This is a genomic window from Microbacterium elymi (assembly GCF_021582895.2).
Lineage (GTDB): Bacteria > Actinomycetota > Actinomycetes > Actinomycetales > Microbacteriaceae > Microbacterium > Microbacterium humicola.
Window position 1 is genome coordinate 1,211,123 of record NZ_CP091139.2, and the last position, 17,363, is coordinate 1,228,485.

The 17,363-nt window shown below is 70.9% G+C and carries 16 protein-coding genes and 7 pseudogenes; 17 read left to right on the forward strand and 6 right to left on the reverse strand.

Translation table 11 applies throughout. The features are described 5' to 3' along the window. Positions 1-53 precede the first annotated feature (53 nt). The 10 genes and pseudogenes from L2X98_RS06465 to csrA all read left to right on the forward strand — a co-directional run bounded on the left by L2X98_RS06465 (position 54) and on the right by csrA (position 7,470). Complete coding sequence (locus tag L2X98_RS06465) at positions 54-812, forward strand: hypothetical protein (protein ID WP_259612711.1); 759 nt, start codon at positions 54-56, stop codon at positions 810-812. Then, the gene (locus tag L2X98_RS06470) at positions 785-973 is read left to right on the forward strand and encodes a FliM/FliN family flagellar motor C-terminal domain-containing protein (RefSeq protein ID WP_259612712.1); all 189 of its coding nucleotides are present in this window, start codon (positions 785-787) and stop codon (positions 971-973) included. The genes L2X98_RS06465 and L2X98_RS06470 overlap by 28 nt, the downstream gene beginning before the upstream one ends. Positions 974-1,204: 231 nt before the next feature. After that, a complete protein-coding gene (fliN, locus tag L2X98_RS06475; RefSeq protein ID WP_259612713.1) occupies positions 1,205-1,639 on the forward strand; it encodes a flagellar motor switch protein FliN in 435 nt (144 codons plus the stop codon). A 49-nt stretch (positions 1,640-1,688) separates the two neighbouring features. Beyond that, positions 1,689-1,913, forward strand: a pseudogene (locus tag L2X98_RS06480) (flagellar biosynthetic protein FliO); the annotation flags it as partial. Positions 1,914-2,300: 387 nt separating this feature from the next. Then, a complete protein-coding gene (gene fliP, locus L2X98_RS06485; protein ID WP_259613216.1) occupies positions 2,301-3,035 on the forward strand; it encodes a flagellar type III secretion system pore protein FliP in 735 nt (244 codons plus the stop codon). Then, a complete protein-coding gene (gene fliQ / locus L2X98_RS06490) occupies positions 3,032-3,307 on the forward strand; it encodes a flagellar biosynthesis protein FliQ (protein WP_259612714.1) in 276 nt (91 codons plus the stop codon). The genes fliP and fliQ overlap by 4 nt, the downstream gene beginning before the upstream one ends. 1 nt (position 3,308) lies before the next feature. Then, positions 3,309-4,069 (forward strand): annotated as a pseudogene (gene fliR / locus L2X98_RS06495) (flagellar biosynthetic protein FliR). Further along, positions 4,066-5,157: pseudogene (locus tag L2X98_RS06500) on the forward strand (EscU/YscU/HrcU family type III secretion system export apparatus switch protein). Before fliR ends, L2X98_RS06500 begins: the two co-directional pseudogenes overlap by 4 nt. Next, a pseudogene (locus L2X98_RS06505) lies at positions 5,154-7,212 on the forward strand (flagellar biosynthesis protein FlhA). Before L2X98_RS06500 ends, L2X98_RS06505 begins: the two co-directional pseudogenes overlap by 4 nt. 9 nt (positions 7,213-7,221) lie before the next feature. Next, positions 7,222-7,470, forward strand: coding sequence for a carbon storage regulator CsrA (gene csrA, locus L2X98_RS06510; protein ID WP_259612715.1), 249 nt, complete (start codon positions 7,222-7,224; stop codon positions 7,468-7,470). A gap of 39 nt (positions 7,471-7,509) precedes the next feature. Here the strand turns inward: csrA and L2X98_RS06515 are convergent, their stop codons facing one another. Next, positions 7,510-8,397, reverse strand: coding sequence for an aldo/keto reductase (locus tag L2X98_RS06515; RefSeq protein ID WP_259613217.1), 888 nt, complete (start codon positions 8,395-8,397; stop codon positions 7,510-7,512). 927 nt (positions 8,398-9,324) lie between these two features. Here L2X98_RS06515 and L2X98_RS06520 point away from each other — a divergent pair. Continuing rightward, positions 9,325-9,714: an SHOCT domain-containing protein gene (locus L2X98_RS06520; protein ID WP_259612716.1), complete on the forward strand. Its 390-nt coding sequence runs from the start codon at positions 9,325-9,327 to the stop codon at positions 9,712-9,714. Between the two features lie 223 nt (positions 9,715-9,937). Next, the gene (locus L2X98_RS06525; RefSeq protein ID WP_259612717.1) at positions 9,938-11,128 is read left to right on the forward strand and encodes an N-acetyltransferase DgcN family protein; all 1,191 of its coding nucleotides are present in this window, start codon (positions 9,938-9,940) and stop codon (positions 11,126-11,128) included. Here the strand turns inward: L2X98_RS06525 and L2X98_RS06530 are convergent. Further along, positions 11,102-11,659 (reverse strand): EamA family transporter, encoded by a 558-nt coding sequence (locus L2X98_RS06530; protein ID WP_259613218.1) that lies wholly within the window; start codon positions 11,657-11,659, stop codon positions 11,102-11,104. The genes L2X98_RS06525 and L2X98_RS06530 overlap by 27 nt on opposite strands. Before the next feature lie 109 nt (positions 11,660-11,768). Next, a pseudogene (locus L2X98_RS06535) lies at positions 11,769-12,134 on the reverse strand (EamA family transporter); the annotation flags it as partial. A 6-nt stretch (positions 12,135-12,140) separates the two neighbouring features. Between L2X98_RS06535 and L2X98_RS20325 the strand changes: the two are divergent. Both L2X98_RS20325 and L2X98_RS20330 read left to right on the forward strand, forming a co-directional pair. Beyond that, on the forward strand, positions 12,141-12,374 hold the full coding sequence (locus L2X98_RS20325) for a hypothetical protein (RefSeq protein WP_354002943.1): 234 nt from the start codon (positions 12,141-12,143) through the stop codon (positions 12,372-12,374). Then, positions 12,335-12,676: a CGNR zinc finger domain-containing protein gene (locus L2X98_RS20330; RefSeq protein WP_354002944.1), complete on the forward strand. Its 342-nt coding sequence runs from the start codon at positions 12,335-12,337 to the stop codon at positions 12,674-12,676. Before L2X98_RS20325 ends, L2X98_RS20330 begins: the two co-directional genes overlap by 40 nt. A 311-nt stretch (positions 12,677-12,987) precedes the next feature. Here L2X98_RS20330 and L2X98_RS06545 read toward each other — a convergent pair. Further along, positions 12,988-13,324 (reverse strand): annotated as a pseudogene (locus tag L2X98_RS06545) (metalloregulator ArsR/SmtB family transcription factor); the annotation flags it as partial. Positions 13,325-13,471: 147 nt separating this feature from the next. Here L2X98_RS06545 and L2X98_RS06550 point away from each other — a divergent pair. Both L2X98_RS06550 and L2X98_RS06555 read left to right on the forward strand, forming a co-directional pair. After that, complete coding sequence (locus tag L2X98_RS06550; protein ID WP_259612718.1) at positions 13,472-14,158, forward strand: NAD(P)-binding domain-containing protein; 687 nt, start codon at positions 13,472-13,474, stop codon at positions 14,156-14,158. Positions 14,159-14,748: 590 nt separating this feature from the next. Further along, positions 14,749-15,262, forward strand: a pseudogene (locus L2X98_RS06555) (GNAT family N-acetyltransferase). A gap of 39 nt (positions 15,263-15,301) precedes the next feature. Here the strand turns inward: L2X98_RS06555 and L2X98_RS06560 are convergent. Together L2X98_RS06560 and L2X98_RS06565 are read right to left on the reverse strand one after the other, a co-directional pair. Next, positions 15,302-15,838: a YaeQ family protein gene (locus L2X98_RS06560; protein ID WP_259612719.1), complete on the reverse strand. Its 537-nt coding sequence runs from the start codon at positions 15,836-15,838 to the stop codon at positions 15,302-15,304. A gap of 11 nt (positions 15,839-15,849) precedes the next feature. Beyond that, positions 15,850-16,842 (reverse strand): GDSL-type esterase/lipase family protein, encoded by a 993-nt coding sequence (locus tag L2X98_RS06565; RefSeq protein WP_259612720.1) that lies wholly within the window; start codon positions 16,840-16,842, stop codon positions 15,850-15,852. Between L2X98_RS06565 and L2X98_RS06570 the strand changes: the two genes are divergently transcribed. Further along, the gene (locus tag L2X98_RS06570; RefSeq protein WP_259612721.1) at positions 16,832-17,314 is read left to right on the forward strand and encodes an EXPERA domain-containing protein; all 483 of its coding nucleotides are present in this window, start codon (positions 16,832-16,834) and stop codon (positions 17,312-17,314) included. The two genes, L2X98_RS06565 and L2X98_RS06570, sit on opposite strands and share 11 nt — an antisense overlap. The last annotated feature ends 49 nt before the right edge of the window (positions 17,315-17,363 follow it).

A 17,363-nucleotide genomic window follows, 5' to 3' on the forward strand; every position in this document is an offset into this window, starting at 1 on the left:
ACTCCCCGCGCCGCCTTACGCACGCCGGTCGCCGCCCGATAGTCGAGGGCGTGGTGATCGAGACGAGTGCGCCCCTCGACGTCCCTGCAGACGCCGGGGCGTCCATCGAGGTCGAGGTCTACGACTTCGGCCGGCCGGCGACCCTGTCGCGCGAGCACGCGCGCCTGCTCGAGCTCGCGTTCGAGACGTTCTCGCGCCAGTGGGCGTCCCAGCTGTCGGCGAAGATCGGCGTGCGCACGCACGTGTCGGTCGAGCTGGTGACGATGCAGACCTACGACGAGTACGCCGACTCGCTTCCTGCCACCACCACCATGGTGGTGTGCGCCCTGCCCGAGTCGGACGAGCGCGTCATCCTTCAGTTCCCGCTGTCGGCGGCCATCTCGTGGATCGTGCAGATGGTGGGCGGCAAGCCGGTCGCCCAGCCCGAGGAGCGGCCGTTCAGCCCGATCGAGCAGGCCCTCGTGCGCGCGCTGATGACGGATGCCGCCGACAATCTCACGAACTCGCTCGGCGGGCTGCTGCCCGCCCTCTCGATCGCCGGCATCCAGTACAGCTCGCAGTTCGCCCAGGTGGCGGCCGCCAGTGACGTGGTCATCGTCGTGCGCTTCTCGATGCGCCTGGGCGACCGCATCATTCCGGCGAGCGTCATGCTTCCGGCATCCGTCGTCCTGGAGGGCCTGACCTCGCAGAACCCGGAGCGGACCGATGCGGCCACGCCCGGACGCTGCGCCGGCAGGTCGAGGCCACGCCGGTCGAGGTCGCGCTGCGGCTCGCCCCGCGCACGGTGCTGCCGCAGGAGGTCCTCGGCCTGATGGTCGGCGACGTCATCTCGTTCCCCCACGCGGCCGACCGGCCGCTCGACCTGGTCACCGACGACCACCTGATGGCCACCGCCGCCGCCGGCACCAGCGGTGCACGGCTGGCCTGCGTCATCACCGCGACCGCGCCCGATCCCGCCGAGGAGTCCCCGTGACCAGCACCACCGCCCACGAAGCCGCCGTCGCCGCCGCGTTCGCGGCCACCCTGCCGACGGCCGTCCCGGTCACCGCACGCGCCGCCCAGGCGTCCGGCGACACCGGCGAGGCCGTCGTCGTCAGCTACATCGGGGAGACCAGCGCGCAGCTGGCCGTGCAGATCCTCGATCAGGAATCCCTGATCGACGGCCTGCTCGAGGCCCCCCTCCCCGACCGGCTTGCACGGGGCGATGGCCGCCGCGGTCGCCGCCCTCGGCCCCGGGACCCTGGGCGAGGCCAGCGTGGAGGACGCCTCGCGCATCTTCGCGCATCCGCTCGCCCAGGTCTTCGACCTGCAGGACGAAAGCGGTCGCGCGATCGGGCGGCTCGCGGTGCGGATCACCCACACCGCCGACACCGCCGGCCACGCCTCGACGCCTTCTCGACGGTTGCACCGCATCGCCGGCGTCGAGATGGAGCTGACCGTGGAGATCGGCCGCACCCGGATGGCCGTGCGCGACGTGCTCGACCTCGAGCCCGGCCGCATCGTCGAGCTGGATCGCTCGGCCGGCGCCCCCGCCGACGTCAAGCTCAACGGCCGGATCATCGCCCACGGCGAGATCGTCGTGGTCGATCAGGACTACGCGGTGCGGATCACCCGCATCCTTGAGAACGCCGAGGTCTGAGCTGGAAGACCTGCTGCTGGCGCTGCGCGTCGCCGTATCGCTGGCGGCGGTGCTCGGCGCGCTCTGGTACCTGCAGCGCCGGCTCTCGCGTCGCACGGCAGGTGCCGGAACGCGCCGCCGCGCCGAGCAGAAGGTCACCGTGCTCGGCCGCCAGGCCCTGGGGTCGAAGGCCCAGCTGGTCATCGTCCAGACCGAGGACGCCCGCTACGTGCTCGGCGTCACCGAGCACGGTGTCAGCGTCGTGGATCGGCTGCCGGCGACCCCGCTCGCCGCGGACGAGCCGGCATCGATCGAGCTGCGCCGCAGCGCGCCCGTCCGCGCGCCCCTCCGCGCGCCCCTCCGCGCGCAGGGCCCCGCCGCGATCGCGTCGTTCGACAGCATCCTCACCGCCGCCTCGACCACGGATGCCGCGACCTCCCTCCCGCTGCGCGCCGATCGCCGCGCGGCTGCGCCGTCCGCGTCCGTCCTCCTCTCCGCCGAACGCGCCGCCGCCGGGCGTCCGCCCCTCAGCCCGTTCTCGTCGCTGACGACGCTGGGCGGCCTGTGGCCGCGCGGCATCGGTGCCGGCCGCAGCGCCGGCCGCCCGGCATCCCACGGGCGGCGCACCCTGCGCTGGACGCTGCTGATCGCCGGCGTGATCGTGGTCGGCGGCATCCTCGCGATGACGATCGGCACCCCCGCGCACGCCGCGGTCGTCGACCCGACGCCGCCCACCCCGCCGGCCAGCGGCATCACGATCGACATCAACGGCGACGACGGCTCACCCTCCGCCTCGATCCTGGCCCTGCTCGGGATCACGCTGCTGTCGGTCGCCCCGGCCCTGCTGCTGATGATGTCGTCGTTCACGAAGATCTTCGTGGTGCTGGCGATGACCCGCAACGCCCTGTCGCTGCCGACCATCCCGCCCAACCAGGTGCTCGCCGGGCTCGCCCTGTTCCTGTCGCTGTTCATCATGTGGCCGGTGCTCACCGACATCAATCAGGTCGCCGTGCAGCCGTATGTGGACGGCACCCTCACGTTCGCGCAGGCGATCGACGTCGGCCAGGGACCGCTGCGGGACTGGATGCTGTCGTACACGCGTGAGGAGGACCTCGCGCTCATGTCGCGGGCAGCGGGGTGGCCAACCCGGCCGATCCGCAGAGCGTCCCGCTTGCACACGCTCATCCCCGCGTTCATGATCTCCGAGCTGCGCGCCGCGTTCGTGATCGGGTTCGTGATCTTCGTGCCGTTCCTGGTCATCGACCTGGTGGTGGCGGCGGCGCTGATGTCGATGGGCATGATGATGCTGCCGCCGGTGATGATCTCGCTGCCGTTCAAGATCCTGCTGTTCATCCTCGTGGACGGCTGGGGTCTTATCGTGCGGTCGCTGCTGGAGAGCTACGGAGGCGGCGGATGAGCCCCGAAGCCGCCCTCGACATCGGCGCGCAGGCGCTCGTCATCGCGGCGAAGCTGGCCGCTCCCATCCTCGTGACCGCACTCGTGGTGGGCTTCGCGATCTCGCCGTTGCAGTCCATCACCCAGGTGCAGGAGGTCACGCTCTCGTTCGTGCCGAAGGCGATCGCCGTCGGCATCGCCCTGCTGGTGGCGGGCAACTGGATGATCACCGAGATGATCTCGTTCACGAACGAGATGTTCACCCGCATCCCCACCCTGCTGTCGGGGGGATGACGTGCACATCCCCGTCGACTTCGCCTGGCTCGAGGTGACGATGCTGGCCGCCGTGCGCATCACCGCGTTCCTGTTCATCGCCCCGCCGTTCTCGTACGGCGCGATCCCGGCGCGCATCAAGGGCATGCTCGCGGTCGGGCTCGCCCTCGCCGTGAGCGGCACGGTCGCACCCGGCTACCAGAACCTCGACACCGGGCCGTTTCTCGGAGCCCTGGTGCTCGAGCTGATCATCGGGGGCTGCTCGGCTTCCTGGTGCTGCTCTGCTTCTCGGCGGTGCAGGCGGCCGGCGGTCTGATCGACGTGTTCGGCGGCTTCCAGGTGGCCCAGATGTTCGACCCGCAGGCGCAGGTGAACGGCGCCCAGTTCGCCCGGCTGTTCCAGATGACGGCGCTGGTCCTGCTGTTCACCTCGGGCGGCTACCAGCTGATCATCGCCGGGCTGACCCGCAGCTTCACCGCCGTACCGGTCGACGGCCCGTTCGCGGTCGCGGCATCGGCCCGCCTGCTCGTGGACGGTCTGTCGCAGATGCTGCTGGCGGCCATCCAGATCGCCGGCCCGCTCATCCTCGTGCTGTTCCTGGCCGACGTCGCGCTGGGCCTCGTCACCCGCGGGGCTCCCGCGCTGAACGCGTTCGCGCTCGGTATGCCGGTGAAGGTGCTGCTGACCCTGGTGCTCGCCGGTGCGGTCTATCTCGCTCTCCCGCACATCGTCGAGTCGCTCGGCTCGGATGCGCTGCGCATGATGCGGGGGGCGGGGCGATGAGCGGCACCGACAGCGGCGAGCGCAGCGAGAAGGCCACCGACCGTCGCCTGCGCGAGGCGCGGCAGAAGGGCAAGCTGTCGCGCAAGCCAGGACCTGACCGCCTGGCTGGGCATCGGGGCGGCGGCCCTGTGCATGCCCGCCGCCATCGCTGCCGGGGCCTCCGCCGGCACCGAGCAGATGATCGTGCTCAGCGCGGTCATGCGCGACCCCACGCCGGCCGCCGCGATCAGCGCTCTCGGCCGCGGACTCGGCTCGGTGCTGGCCACGCTGGGGCCGCTGCTGGCCACCGTGAGCATCGTCACCCTCGTCGGCTCGGTCGCGCAGGGCGGCGTGCACCTGCGGCTGCCGACCGGACGGTTCCAGCAGTTCAACCTGGTGAACGGCATGAAGCGGCTGCTGGGTGCCCAGGCGCTCTGGGAGGGCGCGAAGGCGCTGCTGAAGACCGCCGCCATCGCGATCGCGGTGTGGGCGGTGATCGCCGGGCTGATGCCGGTGCTGGCCGCCAGCGGCGCCCACTCCGTCGCGCTCCTGCTCGACACTGCCGCCGACGGCACGGCGGCGCTCCTGCAGGCCACGGTCGGCGTCGGCCTGGCGCTGGCGGCGCTCGACGTGTTCGTCGTGATGCGCCGCAACATGAAGCACACGCGCATGACCAAGCGCGAGGTCAAGGACGACAGCAAGAACACCGAGGGCGACCCTCTCGTGCGCCAGCAGCGCCGTTCGCGCCAGCTCGCGATGAGCCGCAACCGGATGATCGGCGCCGTCGCCGACGCGGATGTCGTCGTGGTCAACCCCACGCACATCGCCGTGGCGCTGCGCTACGAGCCGGGCAAGTCCGCCCCGCGGGTCGTCGCGAAGGGCAGCGGGTGATGGCCGAGCGCATCCGCGACAAGGCGACGGATGCCGCGGTCCCGCTGATCCGCGACATCCCGCTCGCCCGCGCCCTGCACGCCGCGTGCGAGCTCGGCCAGGAGATCCCGGAAGACCTGTACACCGCCGTGGCGCATGTGCTCGTGTTCGTCGACGCCCTGCGTCGGCGGGGAGCTGCCCGCGGCATCCACTCCCTTCCCAAGAGGAGGACCGCATGAAAGACCTGCTGCGCAAGCTCGCCGTGCCGATCGGCGTGGTCGGCATCCTGATGCTGCTGGTGGTGCCCATCGTCCCGCTCTGCTGGACACGCTGATCATCCTGAACATCATGTTCGCGCTGGTCGTCCTGCTGACGACGATGTTCGTCAAGAAGCCGCTGGACTTCTCCGTGTTCCCGTCGCTGCTGCTGGTGGCGACGCTGTTCCGCCTCGGCCTGAACGTGGCCTCGACCCGGCTGGTGCTCGGCGAGGCGTACGCCGGGCAGGTGATCGAGGCGTTCGGGCAGATCGCGGTGGGCGGATCGCTGATCATCGGCGCCGTGGTGTTCCTCATCCTCGTGGTGATCCAGTTCGTGGTGGTCACCAAGGGCTCGGAGCGGGTGGCCGAGGTCGGCGCGCGCTTCACCCTGGATGCCATGCCCGGTAAGCAGATGGCCATCGACGCCGACCTGAACGCGGGGCTCATCACCGACGTGCAGGCACGGGAGCGGCGGGCCGAGGTCGCCGCCGAGGCCGACTTCTACGGCGCGATGGACGGCGCCTCGAAGTTCGTCAAGGGCGACGCGATCGCCGGGCTCGTGATCATCATCATCAACATCGTCGGCGGCATCGCGATCGGCATGGTCCAGCGCGGGCTGTCGATCGACGAGGCGGTGAGCACCTACACGCTGCTCACGATCGGCGACGGCCTGGTCACCCAGATCCCCGCCCTGCTGATGGCCGTGTCCACCGGCATGATCGTGACCCGCTCGGGCGCCGACACCGAGATCGGGCAGGCGGCATCCGCCCAGCTCGGGCAGTCGCGGCACGCCCTCGCGATCGCCGGCGGCGCCGCCATCGCGCTCGCGCTCATCCCGGGGATGCCGATGCTGCCGTTCGCCACGATCGGCGCCCTGCTGCTGCTGGCCTCGCAGCGGGTCAAGGCCGGCCAGGCCCGCCGGGCCGCCGCCGCCGAACCGGCGGCCGCCGCGCCGGCCGCCGAGGGGACGGACGAGCTGCTGGACCGGATGCGGGTGCACCCGCTCGAGATCCTGCTGGCGCCCGACATCGTCGACCTCGTGGTGGGCGGCCCGGACGATCTGCTGGCGCGGGTGAAGGCGCTGCGCCGCCGGATCGCGCTCGAGCTGGGTCTGGTCGTGCCACCCGTGCGCACCCGGGACAGCGTCGAGCTCGGCCCGTCCAGCTACGTCATCCGCGTCGCGGGGGTCGAGACCGGCCGCGGCACCGCACCGGCCGGATCGGTGCTCGCGCTCGGCCAGGGGCTGGACACGCTGCCCGGCTCGGCCGTGCACGACCCGGTGTTCGGGCTTCCGGGCAAGTGGATCCCGGCGCAGATGCGGCACAGCGCCGAGGTCGCCGGGGCCACCGTGATCGACCGCGCCAGCGTCATCGTCACGCACCTGTCCAGCGTCATCCAGTCCGCCGCGGACCGCCTGCTCAGTCGCGAGGACGTGCGCCAGATGACGGATGCCCTCAAGCAGGTCTCCCCCGCCGCCGTCGAGGAGCTCACCCCGTCGCTGCTCTCGCTCGCCGAGATCCAGCGGGTGCTGCAGGGCTGCTCGCCGAGCGCCTCCCGATCAACGACCTGGCGCGCATCTACGAGGCGCTCGCCCTGCGCGCCCGGGTCTCGACCGAGCCGGAGGGGCTGATCGAGTCCGCTCGCGCGGCGCTCGGGCCGGCGGTCGGGGCGCGCTTCGCCGAGGCCGGCACGCTCCGGGTGATCATGTTCGCGCCGCTGCTGGAGCAGGCACTGCTCGAGGGCATGCGCACGGCCGAGGACGGCTCGCACATCGTGCTGGAGCCGGATCGGATGGAGGCGGTCATCGCCTCGGTGAAGCAGACGGCCGCCGCGGCCGGCGACGGCGGCGAGACGGTCCTGGTGTGCGCGCCGAGCCTGCGGGTCGCGGTGCGCCGGCTCGTGTCTGCCCAGACCGACGGGCTGCCGGTGCTCTCGTACACCGAGGCCAGCAGCGCGGGAGTGGCGATCGAGACGGTCGGTGTCGTGCGCGAGCAGGTGCCCGGCGCCGCATCCGCGAAGGCGGTGGCGTCCCAGTAGGGTGGGAGGATGCTGGTGTTGACGAGGCGGATCGGCGAGAGCGTGCTGATCGGCGACGACGTCACGATCACCGTGCTCGAGGTCAAGGGCGACAGCATCCGCATCGGCATCGACGCTCCGCGCTCCACGCGCATCCAGCGTGCCGAGATCGTCGCCGCGGTCGGCGAGGAGAACGTCTCGGCCGCGGCCGACGCCGGCGCCGACGCCCAGAGCGCCATCGTCGCCGCGCTGTCCCGGCGCCGCCCCTCCGACCGGTAGCAGCCCGCGGCGGACCCGCGCCACCCGGAGCCGAGGGGCTCAGGCCTCGTCGACGACCCGGTCGAACAGCTCCTCGCGGGGCACGTCCGGGTCGGGGCCGCTGCGCACGCCGGTGTCGAGCGCGTCGATCCGCGCGAGCTCGGCGGGCGAGAGCTCGAAGTCGAAGACGTCGAAGTTCTCGTCGATCCGCTCGGCGTGCACCGACTTCGGGATCGCCGAGCGCCCCTCCTGCAGGTGCCAGCGCAGCATGATCTGCGCGGGCGACCTGCCGTGGGCGGCGGCGAGGTCGGCCAGCGTGGGGTCCTCCATGACGCTGCGACGCTCGTCGCCCCACGGCCCGGGGTAGAAGGTGATGCCGCCGATCGGCGACCAGGCCTGCGTGACGATGCCGTGCGCGGCATCCATCGCCCGCACGTCCGGCTGCGAGAAGTACGGGTGCAGCTCGACCTGGTTGATCGCCGGCACCACATCGGTCGCCGCCAGCAGCCGGTCGAGGTGATCGGGTATGAAGTTGCTGACCCCGATCGCCCGGACCCGACCGTCGGCGAGCAGGGTCTCGAGCGCCTTGTAGGCAGCGATGACCGCGTCGAACCGGCTCGGCGCGGGCTGGTGCAGGATCAGCAGATCGAGGGTGTCGACACCCAGCTTCCCGGTCGCCTTGTCGAACGCGTGCAGGGTCTTCTCGTACCCGTAATCCGAGACCCACACCTTCGTCTCGATGAAGATGTGGTCACGGGCGATGCCGGAACGACGGATGCCCTCGCCCACCTGGCGCTCGTTGGCATAGGCCGCCGCGGTGTCGATGTGCCGATAGCCGACCCGCAGGGCGGTGTCGACGGCGGCCGCGGTCTCTTCCGGCGGACTCTGGAACACGCCCAGCCCCAGGGCGGGCATGATGACGCCGTTGTTGAGGGTGATCTCGAACATGGATGCTTCTTCCTCTGCGATGACCGGGCCGACGGCGGCGGTCAGATCTTGATCGGAAACGTGAGCATCACCACGATAAGCACGATCGCGATCACGACCGCCAGGCCCAGGAGGGTCCGGCGGACCCAGGGCGCGAACTCCCGCTTGCGACATCGCGGTGAGGAACAGGACCAGGGCGAACATCACGGTCAGCAGCGAGAAGTTGTCGCCGCGCTGATTGTCCACCAGCGCCTGGGCGAACTTCGCATCCGCCCGGGCACCGAGCTCGGCGGCCTGCTTCGTGCCCGGCGGCACATATTCGTCCATCGCGAGCGGGCCCTGCTCCTTCCGGCCCTCGGCCACCCAGGCGTCGAACGCCACCCGGAACTCCGGGCTGAAGCGCTGCTCGATGTACGCGGCGAGGTCCTTGTCGCCCTGCGCATCGGCCAGCGCCCACTGCACGTATACGGTCAGGTCGAACTGGCGCGCGTCGCGCGCGGCGCCGTCGGCCGAGGACTGCTGGATCCGCGCGCTGGAGGCCTGACTGAACGCGATCGACATCTCGCCGCCCCATTTGGACGCCTCGAACCCGCACCAGGCGGTGAGCACCGCCGTGATCGACAGCGTGAACACCGTGATGATGTCGAACAGGTGTCGTCGCCGTGACGGGATGGCGTTCTCGTGCTCACTCATCCCCGTGCTCCATGCTCACCGTCGTGCCCCCATCGAATCCGCTTCCCCCGGTCCGGCCGCTGGTCTGATCCTGCCCCCGGCGAGCCGACGCGGGCCGGAGCGTTCGCCCATTGCGGGTGACGATTCCGGGACCTACCACGATCCTGTTCTTGCTCGCGCCCAGGAATCACCCGTGACGGGGGATGACAGAAGCACGTCCGATACGCCAAGCTGGGCGCGTGGGCCATGCGGTCCACTTCCTACGAGGGGTGACAAATGACTTTCTGGTCGAGTTTCTGGGACATCATCTGGTGGTTCTTCTGGGCGTTCGTGTTCATCTCCTACCTGTTCGCGCTGTTCGCCGTCATCGGCGACCTGTTCCGCGACCGCAAGCTGAACGGCTGGTGGAAGGCCCTGTGGATCATCTTCCTGATCTTCGTGCCGTTCCTGACGACGCTTGTCTACCTCGTCGCGCGCGGCAACGGCATGGCCGAGCGCAGCGCCGGTCAGGCCAAGTCCGCACAGGCCGCGGCCGACGACTACATCAAGTCCGTCGCCGGCGCGAGCCCGAGCGACGAGATCGCCAAGGCGAAGGCGCTGCTGGACTCGGGCACCATCACCGCCGACGAGTACGCCCAGATCAAGGCACGCGCGCTCGCGGGCTGACGGTCCAACACGGCCGGGCTCCGGCATCCGTCTGACGGATGCCGGAGCGCGCGTCCGTGTCCGGGGCGCAAGCGGTCGGCGCTCACCGGTCCAGCACAGGAACCGCCGGTACCATGAGGGTCCCGGCGATCTCCGCCGGATCAGGGAAGACTTCTCGTTGAACGTCGGGCTCGTCGCCCGGCCGCGATTGCGTCGCCTCCTCTGAATTACTCAGAGGATCGCCATGTTCCCGTCTCCCTCCGTCCCCGAACTCATCCCGACCTCCCTGCCCCGCGGGTCGACGGCCGTCGTCTACTGCGAGGGCCAGTTCGGCGAGCAGGACGGCAAGACCGCCAACGGGCTCGTGCGCCACTCCGAGCGCTACGAGATCCTGAGCGTGATCGACAGCACCCGCGCCGGCGACGACACCGGATTCGTGCTCGACGGCGTGCGCAACGGCATCCCGCTGCTGGCGAGCCTCACCGACGCCATCGCCCACGCCGGTGCTGTGCCGGACTACCTCATCTGCGGGATCGCCCCGTCCGACGGGCTCCTCACGGCCGATCAGCGCACCGTCCTGCTCGACGGGATCACCCGTGGGATGCACATCATCAACGGCCTGCACGAGTTCCTGGCGGACGACATCGAGTTCGCCGCCGCCGCCCTGCGTGCGGATGTGACCATCACCGATGTCCGCCGCCCGAAGCCGAAGAAGGACCTCCACCAGTTCTCCGGCCGGATCTTCGACATCCCCTGTCCGCGGATCGCGATCCTCGGCACCGACGGGGCCATCGGCAAGCGCACCACCGCGACCCTGCTCGTGGAGGCGCTCAACGACCGAGGCGTCAAGGCCGTCCTGGTGGGCACCGGACAGACCTCCCTCATCCAGGGCGGCAAGTACGGCGTCGCTCTGGACGCCCTCGTCCCGCAGTTCTGCGCCGGCGAGGTCGAGAACCAGGTCGTCGCCGCATATGAGACCGAGCGCCCCGACGTCATCGTGGTCGAGGGGCAGGGCGCGCTCAGCCACCCCGCCTACCTCACCTCGGCGTACATCCTCCGCGGAAGCAGACCGGCCGGCGTCATCGTCCAGCACGCCCCGAAGCGCAAGACGCTCGGAGACTTCCCGATGATCGCCATGCCCACCGTGGCCAGCGAGATCGCCCTGATCGAGGCGTTCGCCGACACCCAGGTGATCGGCGTGACGATCAACCACGAGAACATGAACGACGCCGAGATCGGCGCCTCCATCGACGAGTACGAGCTCGACCTCAACCTGCCGGCGACCGACGCGCTGACCCGGCCGCTGGATCGCCTGGCCGACATGGTCCTGGACGCCTTCCCGGGCATCGAGGCGGCTCGCTCCGCCCGTGGCGGCGCCGTCGACGGATCCGGCACTCCTCTCGCCGGGTCAGCGAGCCCGGTGGCGCCGCGCTGATCCGACGGCGCTCGGGGCCGGCGCGACCGGCTCGACGAACTCGGTGACCGTCCGCTCCCCGAGCTTGACCACGATCACGCCGACGAGCACGAGCACCGCACCGACCGCCTGCAGCGGATCGGGCAGCTGGCCGAGCATCAGCCAGCCGAACAGCAGCGCGGCCATCACCTCGGCCAGCGCGACGAACGAGGCCAGGCGCGAGCCCAGCATCCGGGTCGACGTGATGCCCAGCACGTACGCGAGCGCGGTCGCGAGCAGTCCGATGGCCAACACCGGCACGAACCACGGCACGGTGCCGAACCGGTAGGCGACGTCGTGCGTCGTCCATCTCATGGGCAGCACGCCGACGGTGCCGGCCAGGGTCAGCCCGACCGCACCGACCAGCAGTCCCAGCCCGGCAAGCGAGATCGGCGGCAGCCCCGTGTCGCCGCGGCCGGACAGCACGAAGTACGCGGCCGCGCCGATCATCGCCCCGAGCGCCCACAGGATGCCGGGCAGGCTCACGCGGGCGCCGGTGAGGATGTCGAGCATGAGCACGAGGCCGGCCAGCGCGATGACCGCGCCGAGGATGCCTGCGCCCGCTCGGCCGCTCGCCGCGGCGTGCCCACAGCCACAGCACGACCGCGACGGGGGCGGTGTATTCGATCAGCAGCGCGATGCCGACATCCATCACGGCCACCGCCTGGAAGTAGAACAGCTGGGTCGCGGCCACGGCCAGCACCCCGTATGTGACGATCAGGCCGGCATTCCTGCGCACGATCCTCCACCGCCCGCGCAGCGCGACCAGGGTCGGCACGAGCAGCACGAGGGCGGCGACCCAGACGCGGGCGGTGACGGCGGCCCCCGGGGTCCAGCCGGCGTCGATGAGCCCGCGCGCCCAGGCCCCCGACATCCCGAACGCGAAGGCGGCGCCGAGCGCGGCCAGCAGTCCGACTCCGACTCGGGAGCGGACGTCATTGGTCACTGTGCTCATGATCCATGACGCTAGCCCTGCCCGGTGTAACATGTCAACATGATCTTCGCCGATGACACCGAAGACGCCCTGCGGGCGGCCGTGTGGCTGGCAAACAGCGCAGAAGCGCCCGACACGCTGACCTCGCCGGCCGATGTCGACCGACTTCTGCAGGAGTTCCCCTACTCCGGACGCATCGATCGGGACGAGGCCGAACTCGCCGGACTGCGGGCGCTGCGGCCGAGCTGCGCGGGATGCTGCTGGCGCCGCGTGACCAGATGGTCGCGCACGTGAACTCCGCCCTCGCCGCCGTCACGCTGGCGCCCCGTCTGACCCGCCACAACGGGGCCGACTGGCATCTGCACGCCGTGGCCGATGATCGGCCGCTTCCCGAGCGCATCCTCATCGAGACGACCATGGCGCTCATCGACGTCATCCGGGCCGAGGAGGGCAGCCGGATCACGGTGTGCGCCGACGCGGACTGCGCGGCGATCGCGCTGGATCTCTCTCGCAACCGGTCCAAGCGGTACTGCTCGACGACGTGTGCGAACCGCAATGCGGTCGCCGCCTATCGGGCCCGGCAGGCGGCGGGCTGAGCGCGACGCGGTAGGCGTCTCGGCCCGCGCTGCCGCTTTCTGCTTCCGCGCCCGAATCTTTCATGCGCGGATGCCGAAAACGGGCGCGCGAGACCGCAGCCCCGCGCGCGTCTCGACCCGCGCGGTCGAATTCCGCTTCCGCGCCCGAATCTTTCATGCGCGGATGCCGAAAACGGGCGCGCGAGACCGCAGCCCTGCGCGCATCCCGACCCGCGCTGTCGTTTTCTGCTTCCGCGCCCGAATCTTTCATGCGCGGATGCCGGAAACGGGCGCGCGAGCGACCAACCTCGCGCGCTCAGGACGGATCGAGCAAGCTGCGACACCCGATCCAGCGCACCCGGGACGAGGGCGAAGTAGGCCCATGTCCCGCGCTTGCGTGCGGGCCAGGAACCCCGCCGCGGTGAGGACCTTGAGGTGGTGCGAGATCGTCGGCTGACTCAGCCCGACGGCGTCGACGAGATCGCACACGCACGCCTCGGTGTCCGGCGCCGCCGCCACGATCGACAGCAGCCGCAGACGGGCCGGATCGGCGAGCGCCTTCATCGTGGTCGCGAGCTGCTCGGCTTCGGCGATCGTCAGCGGCTCCCGCACGAGAGGCGTGCAGCACGCGCCGGCGGAGACGTCGATCACATCCAGCATCCGGGTCATACATCGATCATAATCGATATTGACAGTCGTCGATAGATGGCGGCAGAATCGACGTGTGGCACCCACCGACATCCCCCGGAGGCAGTTGTGACGTTGCTCGATCTCACTCCCCGCGCCGCGCCGACCGAGAGGCTGTCGGGGCTCCCTGTGGCGATCATCGGGGCCGGGCCGATCGGCCTGGCGGCCGCGGCCAACCTCGTCGAGCGCGGCATCGACTTCATCGTCTTCGAGGCCGGCGACAGGATCGCGGCCAGCGTGCAGGAATGGGGGCACACCCGCCTGTTCTCGCCGTGGAAGCATCTCGTCGATCCGGCATCCCGGCGGCTGCTGGAGGAGCGCGGCTGGGCTCTTCCCGATCCGGAACAGGCCCCGAGCGGCGCCGAGCTGGTCCGACGGTACCTCGTGCCGCTGGCCGCGCTCCCCGAGATCTCGTCCCGGGTCCGGCTCGGCGTCGAGGTCATCGGCCTCGCCCGCGAGGGAATGGACCGCACCCGCACGAGGTCGCGCGCCGCGACGCCGTTCACGGTGCGGACCCGCGACCGGCAGGGCAAAATCGAGGATGTCGCGGCCCGGTCGGTGATCGACGCGTCGGGCACCTACCGATCCCCCAATCCGCTGTCCGCGAGTGGGCTCGCGCTGCGGGGATGTCCGAGATCGAGGAACGCGTCGTCCCCGCCCTCCCCGATGTGCTCGGCCGTGACCGGGCGCTGTTCGCCGGAGCACACACCACAGTCGTCGGCGCCGGCCACTCGGCCGCCAACACCCTTCTGGGGCTGGTGGAGCTTGCGCGCAGCGAGGCGCGCAGCGAACCGGGCACCGCGATCACCTGGCTGATCCGCAATGCGCAGGCCGCGCGCGTCTCGTCATCGGCCGACGATGAGCTCGCCGATCGTGCACGGCTCGGCGCACGCGTCGACCAGGCCGTCGCCGAGGGCATGGTCGAGGTGGTCTCGGACTTCGAGATCATCAGCGGCCGCCGCGCGGGCGATGCCGTCGAACTGGTCGGCCACCGTCGGGGCGACGTCGTCACGCACCGCACCGATCTGGTGGTCAACGCCACCGGGTTCCGCCCCGATCTCGGCTTCCTGCGCGAGATCCGCCTCGAGCTCGATGAGATCGTCGAGGCGCCGAAGCGGCTTGCCCCGCTCATCGACCCCAACCTCCACTCGTGCGGGACGGTCGAGCCGCACGGGTTCCGCGAGCTCGCCCATCCGGACCCGGGATTCTTCATCGTCGGGATGAAGTCCTACGGCCGCGCACCCACCTTCCTGCTGGCCACCGGCTACGAGCAGGTGCGGTCAGTCACCGCGTGGCTGGCCGGCGACGCGGCGGCGGCGTCCCAGGTCGAGCTGGTGCTGCCGGCCACCGGAGTGTGCTCCACGGCCGACGGCGGCGGATCGCTGCGCGTGACCGCGATCCGCGAGCTGACGGCCGCCGACTGGCCCGCGGTCGAGCGGATCTATGCGCAGGGCATCGAGGACGGCGAGGCGACGTTCGAGACGACCGTGCCCACCTGGGCGGCCTTCGACGCCGGGCGACTCCCCCGGCCGCGCCTGGTCGCCGTGGACGATTCCGGCGCGGTCGCCGGCTGGGTCGCGGCATCCGCCGTCTCATCCCGCGCCGCTTACCGCGGCGTGGTCGAGCACTCGGTCTACGTCGACCGGGCCGCACGCGGACGGGGCCTCGGCCGCCTGCTTCTGACGGCGTTCATCGCCGCCGCCGAGGATGTCGGCATCTGGACGATCCAGTCGAGCATCTTCCCCGAGAACACGGCCAGCCTGCGGCTGCCGCGAGGCTGCGGGGTTCCGCACCGTCGGCCGACGCGAGCGCATCGCGAAGGCCGAGGCGGGCCCGCACGCCGGCCGGTGGCGCGACACGATCCTGATCGAGCGGCGCAGCGCCGCCGACCCCGTGACGGCCGACCGCCCGCTGCACTGATCCGAACCCGAGCCGGGCCGGACGGGCCGCGCGCAGGGGTCAGATCGAGTGGTCGTGGATGCCGCTGGTCAGGGTGGTCCCGTTGAGGTCGAGATAGAGCTGGTGCTCGGTGACCGACAGCGTCATGGTGTTGCGTCGCCCGAGGGCGGCCGCGGCCGCCTCGACGAAGCCCGGATCGAAGCTGTGCACCGCGATCGCGTCGGCGCGGTGGATGGTCTTGCCGGTCCACTGCGCAATCACCCGGACCGGGTCGCGGTGGGTGTACACGGCGGTGCGGTCGGCGAGCTTGCTGCCGAAGTGCAGGCGCGCGGCATCCGGTGCGCCCACCTCGATCCACGCGGTCACCGCGCCGGTGCGGTCTCGTACGAGCACCGCCGGCTCGTCGGCCGAGGCGATCCCCTCGCTGAAGGCGATGCCCTCTTCGAACTCGAGGCAGTACGCCAGCACCCGCGTCATCATGAACGCGTCGGTCTCGGACGCCTGCCGGGCCACGCGCAGTGACAGATCGTCGTACACCCCGCGGTCGACGTCGGCCAGCTGCACGGCGAATGTGTGGATGACCGCGCCGATCGACATAGGGCCCGAGTCTACGCGGGACCCGCGGACTCGACTGTGCCCGCGGCCCCCGCCGTGCCCGCGGACCCGCCCGTGCCCGCGGACCCGCCCGTGCCCGCGGACCCGCCCGTACCAACGGCCCCGACCGTGCCGGCGGTCGGTGCGAGGTCGCGCATCAGCGCGGCGCGGATCGGCGGAGCGAAGCGCGCATAGCCCGCGGCGTTGAAGTGCAGGCGGTCCGGGCCGAAGAGCGAACCGTCGATCTCGCCGTCCGGCGTGAGCAGGCTCGGTGCGGTGTCGATGAAGGTGATCTCGCCCGACTCCTCCGCCCACTCGCGCAGCAGACGGTTCGCCAGGGTGATCTCGCCGCGCACCTTCGCCCGCGACGGCGTCTCGGTGATCGCGACGTAGAAGATCGGGACTCCCGGCAGCCGGCGACGGACGTCGGCGAGGTACCGGCGGACGCGCGCGACGACGTCGGCTCCCGTCTTGGACACGAACGGAAGGCCGTTGATGTCGTTCGACCCCGCATAGACGACCAGCGCCCGCGGCGCGAAGGGCAGCACGAGGCGGTCCAGATAGAACGCCTGGTCGCCGATCTTCGTGCCGCCGATGCCGATGTTGGTGGTCGCAAGCGGGGCCAGGTCGTCCGCGGACGAGGTCCAGCGCTCGAAGAACGAGCTGCCGGTGAGCAGGATGTCGCCGTTCGGCCGCTTGCCCCGGTAACGCTGCTCGATCTCGGCGACCTTGCGCCCGAACACCCGCGGGTGATCGCCGCCGAACAGCCAGAGCATGGCGGCCCAGCCGGTCGCCGCGACGGCGAGCAGCGCACCCACCACGATCCCGCCCACGCGAGCGGCCCGCCTCCCGCGCGCACCGCGCACGTTGCCGGACGAGAAGTTCACCGCACGTGTCGCGATCCGCATAGAGGCCACGGTATCCCCCGGTTGCCGACCGGGGGACGCGAGGTCGATCTCGGCACGTCCGGGCACCTCGTCCACTAGGTTCGGGAACGTGACCGCCACCGTCCCCACCTCCACTCCGGTCCGGAACCTGCCGCTGCGGCAGAGGCCGTTCGACATCGCGTTCCTGGTGGTCTTCTCGATCTTCATCGTGACCTGCATCATCAGCGACTCGGTCGAAGGACTCGGACTCGATCAGGTCGCCGACTCGCCCAATCTGCTCGTCCAGTGGAACTACTGGTACGCGAGCAACTTCGACCCGCTCTATCAGTCGCACCCGCTGTGGCTTCGCTTCATCAGCGGCACGTCCGCCTTCGTCTACGTCATCTTCTACGTGCTGCTGATCATCTCCATCGTCCGCGGCTGGAACTGGATCCAGCTGCCCAGCGTCATCTACGCGACGATGATCATCGCCCTGACCGGCATCCCGATCTTCGGGGTCGAGTTCTTCGGCCGACCGGGCGAAGTCAGCCCCAACATCCCCGTGTTCCTCGCGTTCAACCTGCCCTATATCGTCTTCCCGCTCGCCTGCTGATCCGCATGCGCACGCCGCTGCCGTTCGCCCGGCGCTGGTGACCTGGCCG

Excerpts from the sequence above, each read along its gene's own strand:
- fliN (WP_259612713.1), top strand. The coding sequence starts at position 1,205 with ATGGCCGCCGCGGTCGCCGCCCTCGGCCCCGGGACCCTGGGCGAGGCC.
- fliP (WP_259613216.1), top strand. The coding sequence starts at position 2,301 with ATGACGATCGGCACCCCCGCGCACGCCGCGGTCGTCGACCCGACGCCG.
- fliQ (WP_259612714.1), top strand. The coding sequence starts at position 3,032 with ATGAGCCCCGAAGCCGCCCTCGACATCGGCGCGCAGGCGCTCGTCATC.
- csrA (WP_259612715.1), top strand. The coding sequence starts at position 7,222 with ATGCTGGTGTTGACGAGGCGGATCGGCGAGAGCGTGCTGATCGGCGAC.
- L2X98_RS06515 (WP_259613217.1), bottom strand. The coding sequence starts at position 8,397 with ATGTTCGAGATCACCCTCAACAACGGCGTCATCATGCCCGCCCTGGGG.
- L2X98_RS06520 (WP_259612716.1), top strand. The coding sequence starts at position 9,325 with ATGACTTTCTGGTCGAGTTTCTGGGACATCATCTGGTGGTTCTTCTGG.
- L2X98_RS06525 (WP_259612717.1), top strand. The coding sequence starts at position 9,938 with ATGTTCCCGTCTCCCTCCGTCCCCGAACTCATCCCGACCTCCCTGCCC.
- L2X98_RS06530 (WP_259613218.1), bottom strand. The coding sequence starts at position 11,659 with ATGCTCGACATCCTCACCGGCGCCCGCGTGAGCCTGCCCGGCATCCTG.
- L2X98_RS20325 (WP_354002943.1), top strand. The coding sequence starts at position 12,141 with ATGATCTTCGCCGATGACACCGAAGACGCCCTGCGGGCGGCCGTGTGG.
- L2X98_RS20330 (WP_354002944.1), top strand. The coding sequence starts at position 12,335 with ATGCTGCTGGCGCCGCGTGACCAGATGGTCGCGCACGTGAACTCCGCC.
- L2X98_RS06560 (WP_259612719.1), bottom strand. The coding sequence starts at position 15,838 with ATGTCGATCGGCGCGGTCATCCACACATTCGCCGTGCAGCTGGCCGAC.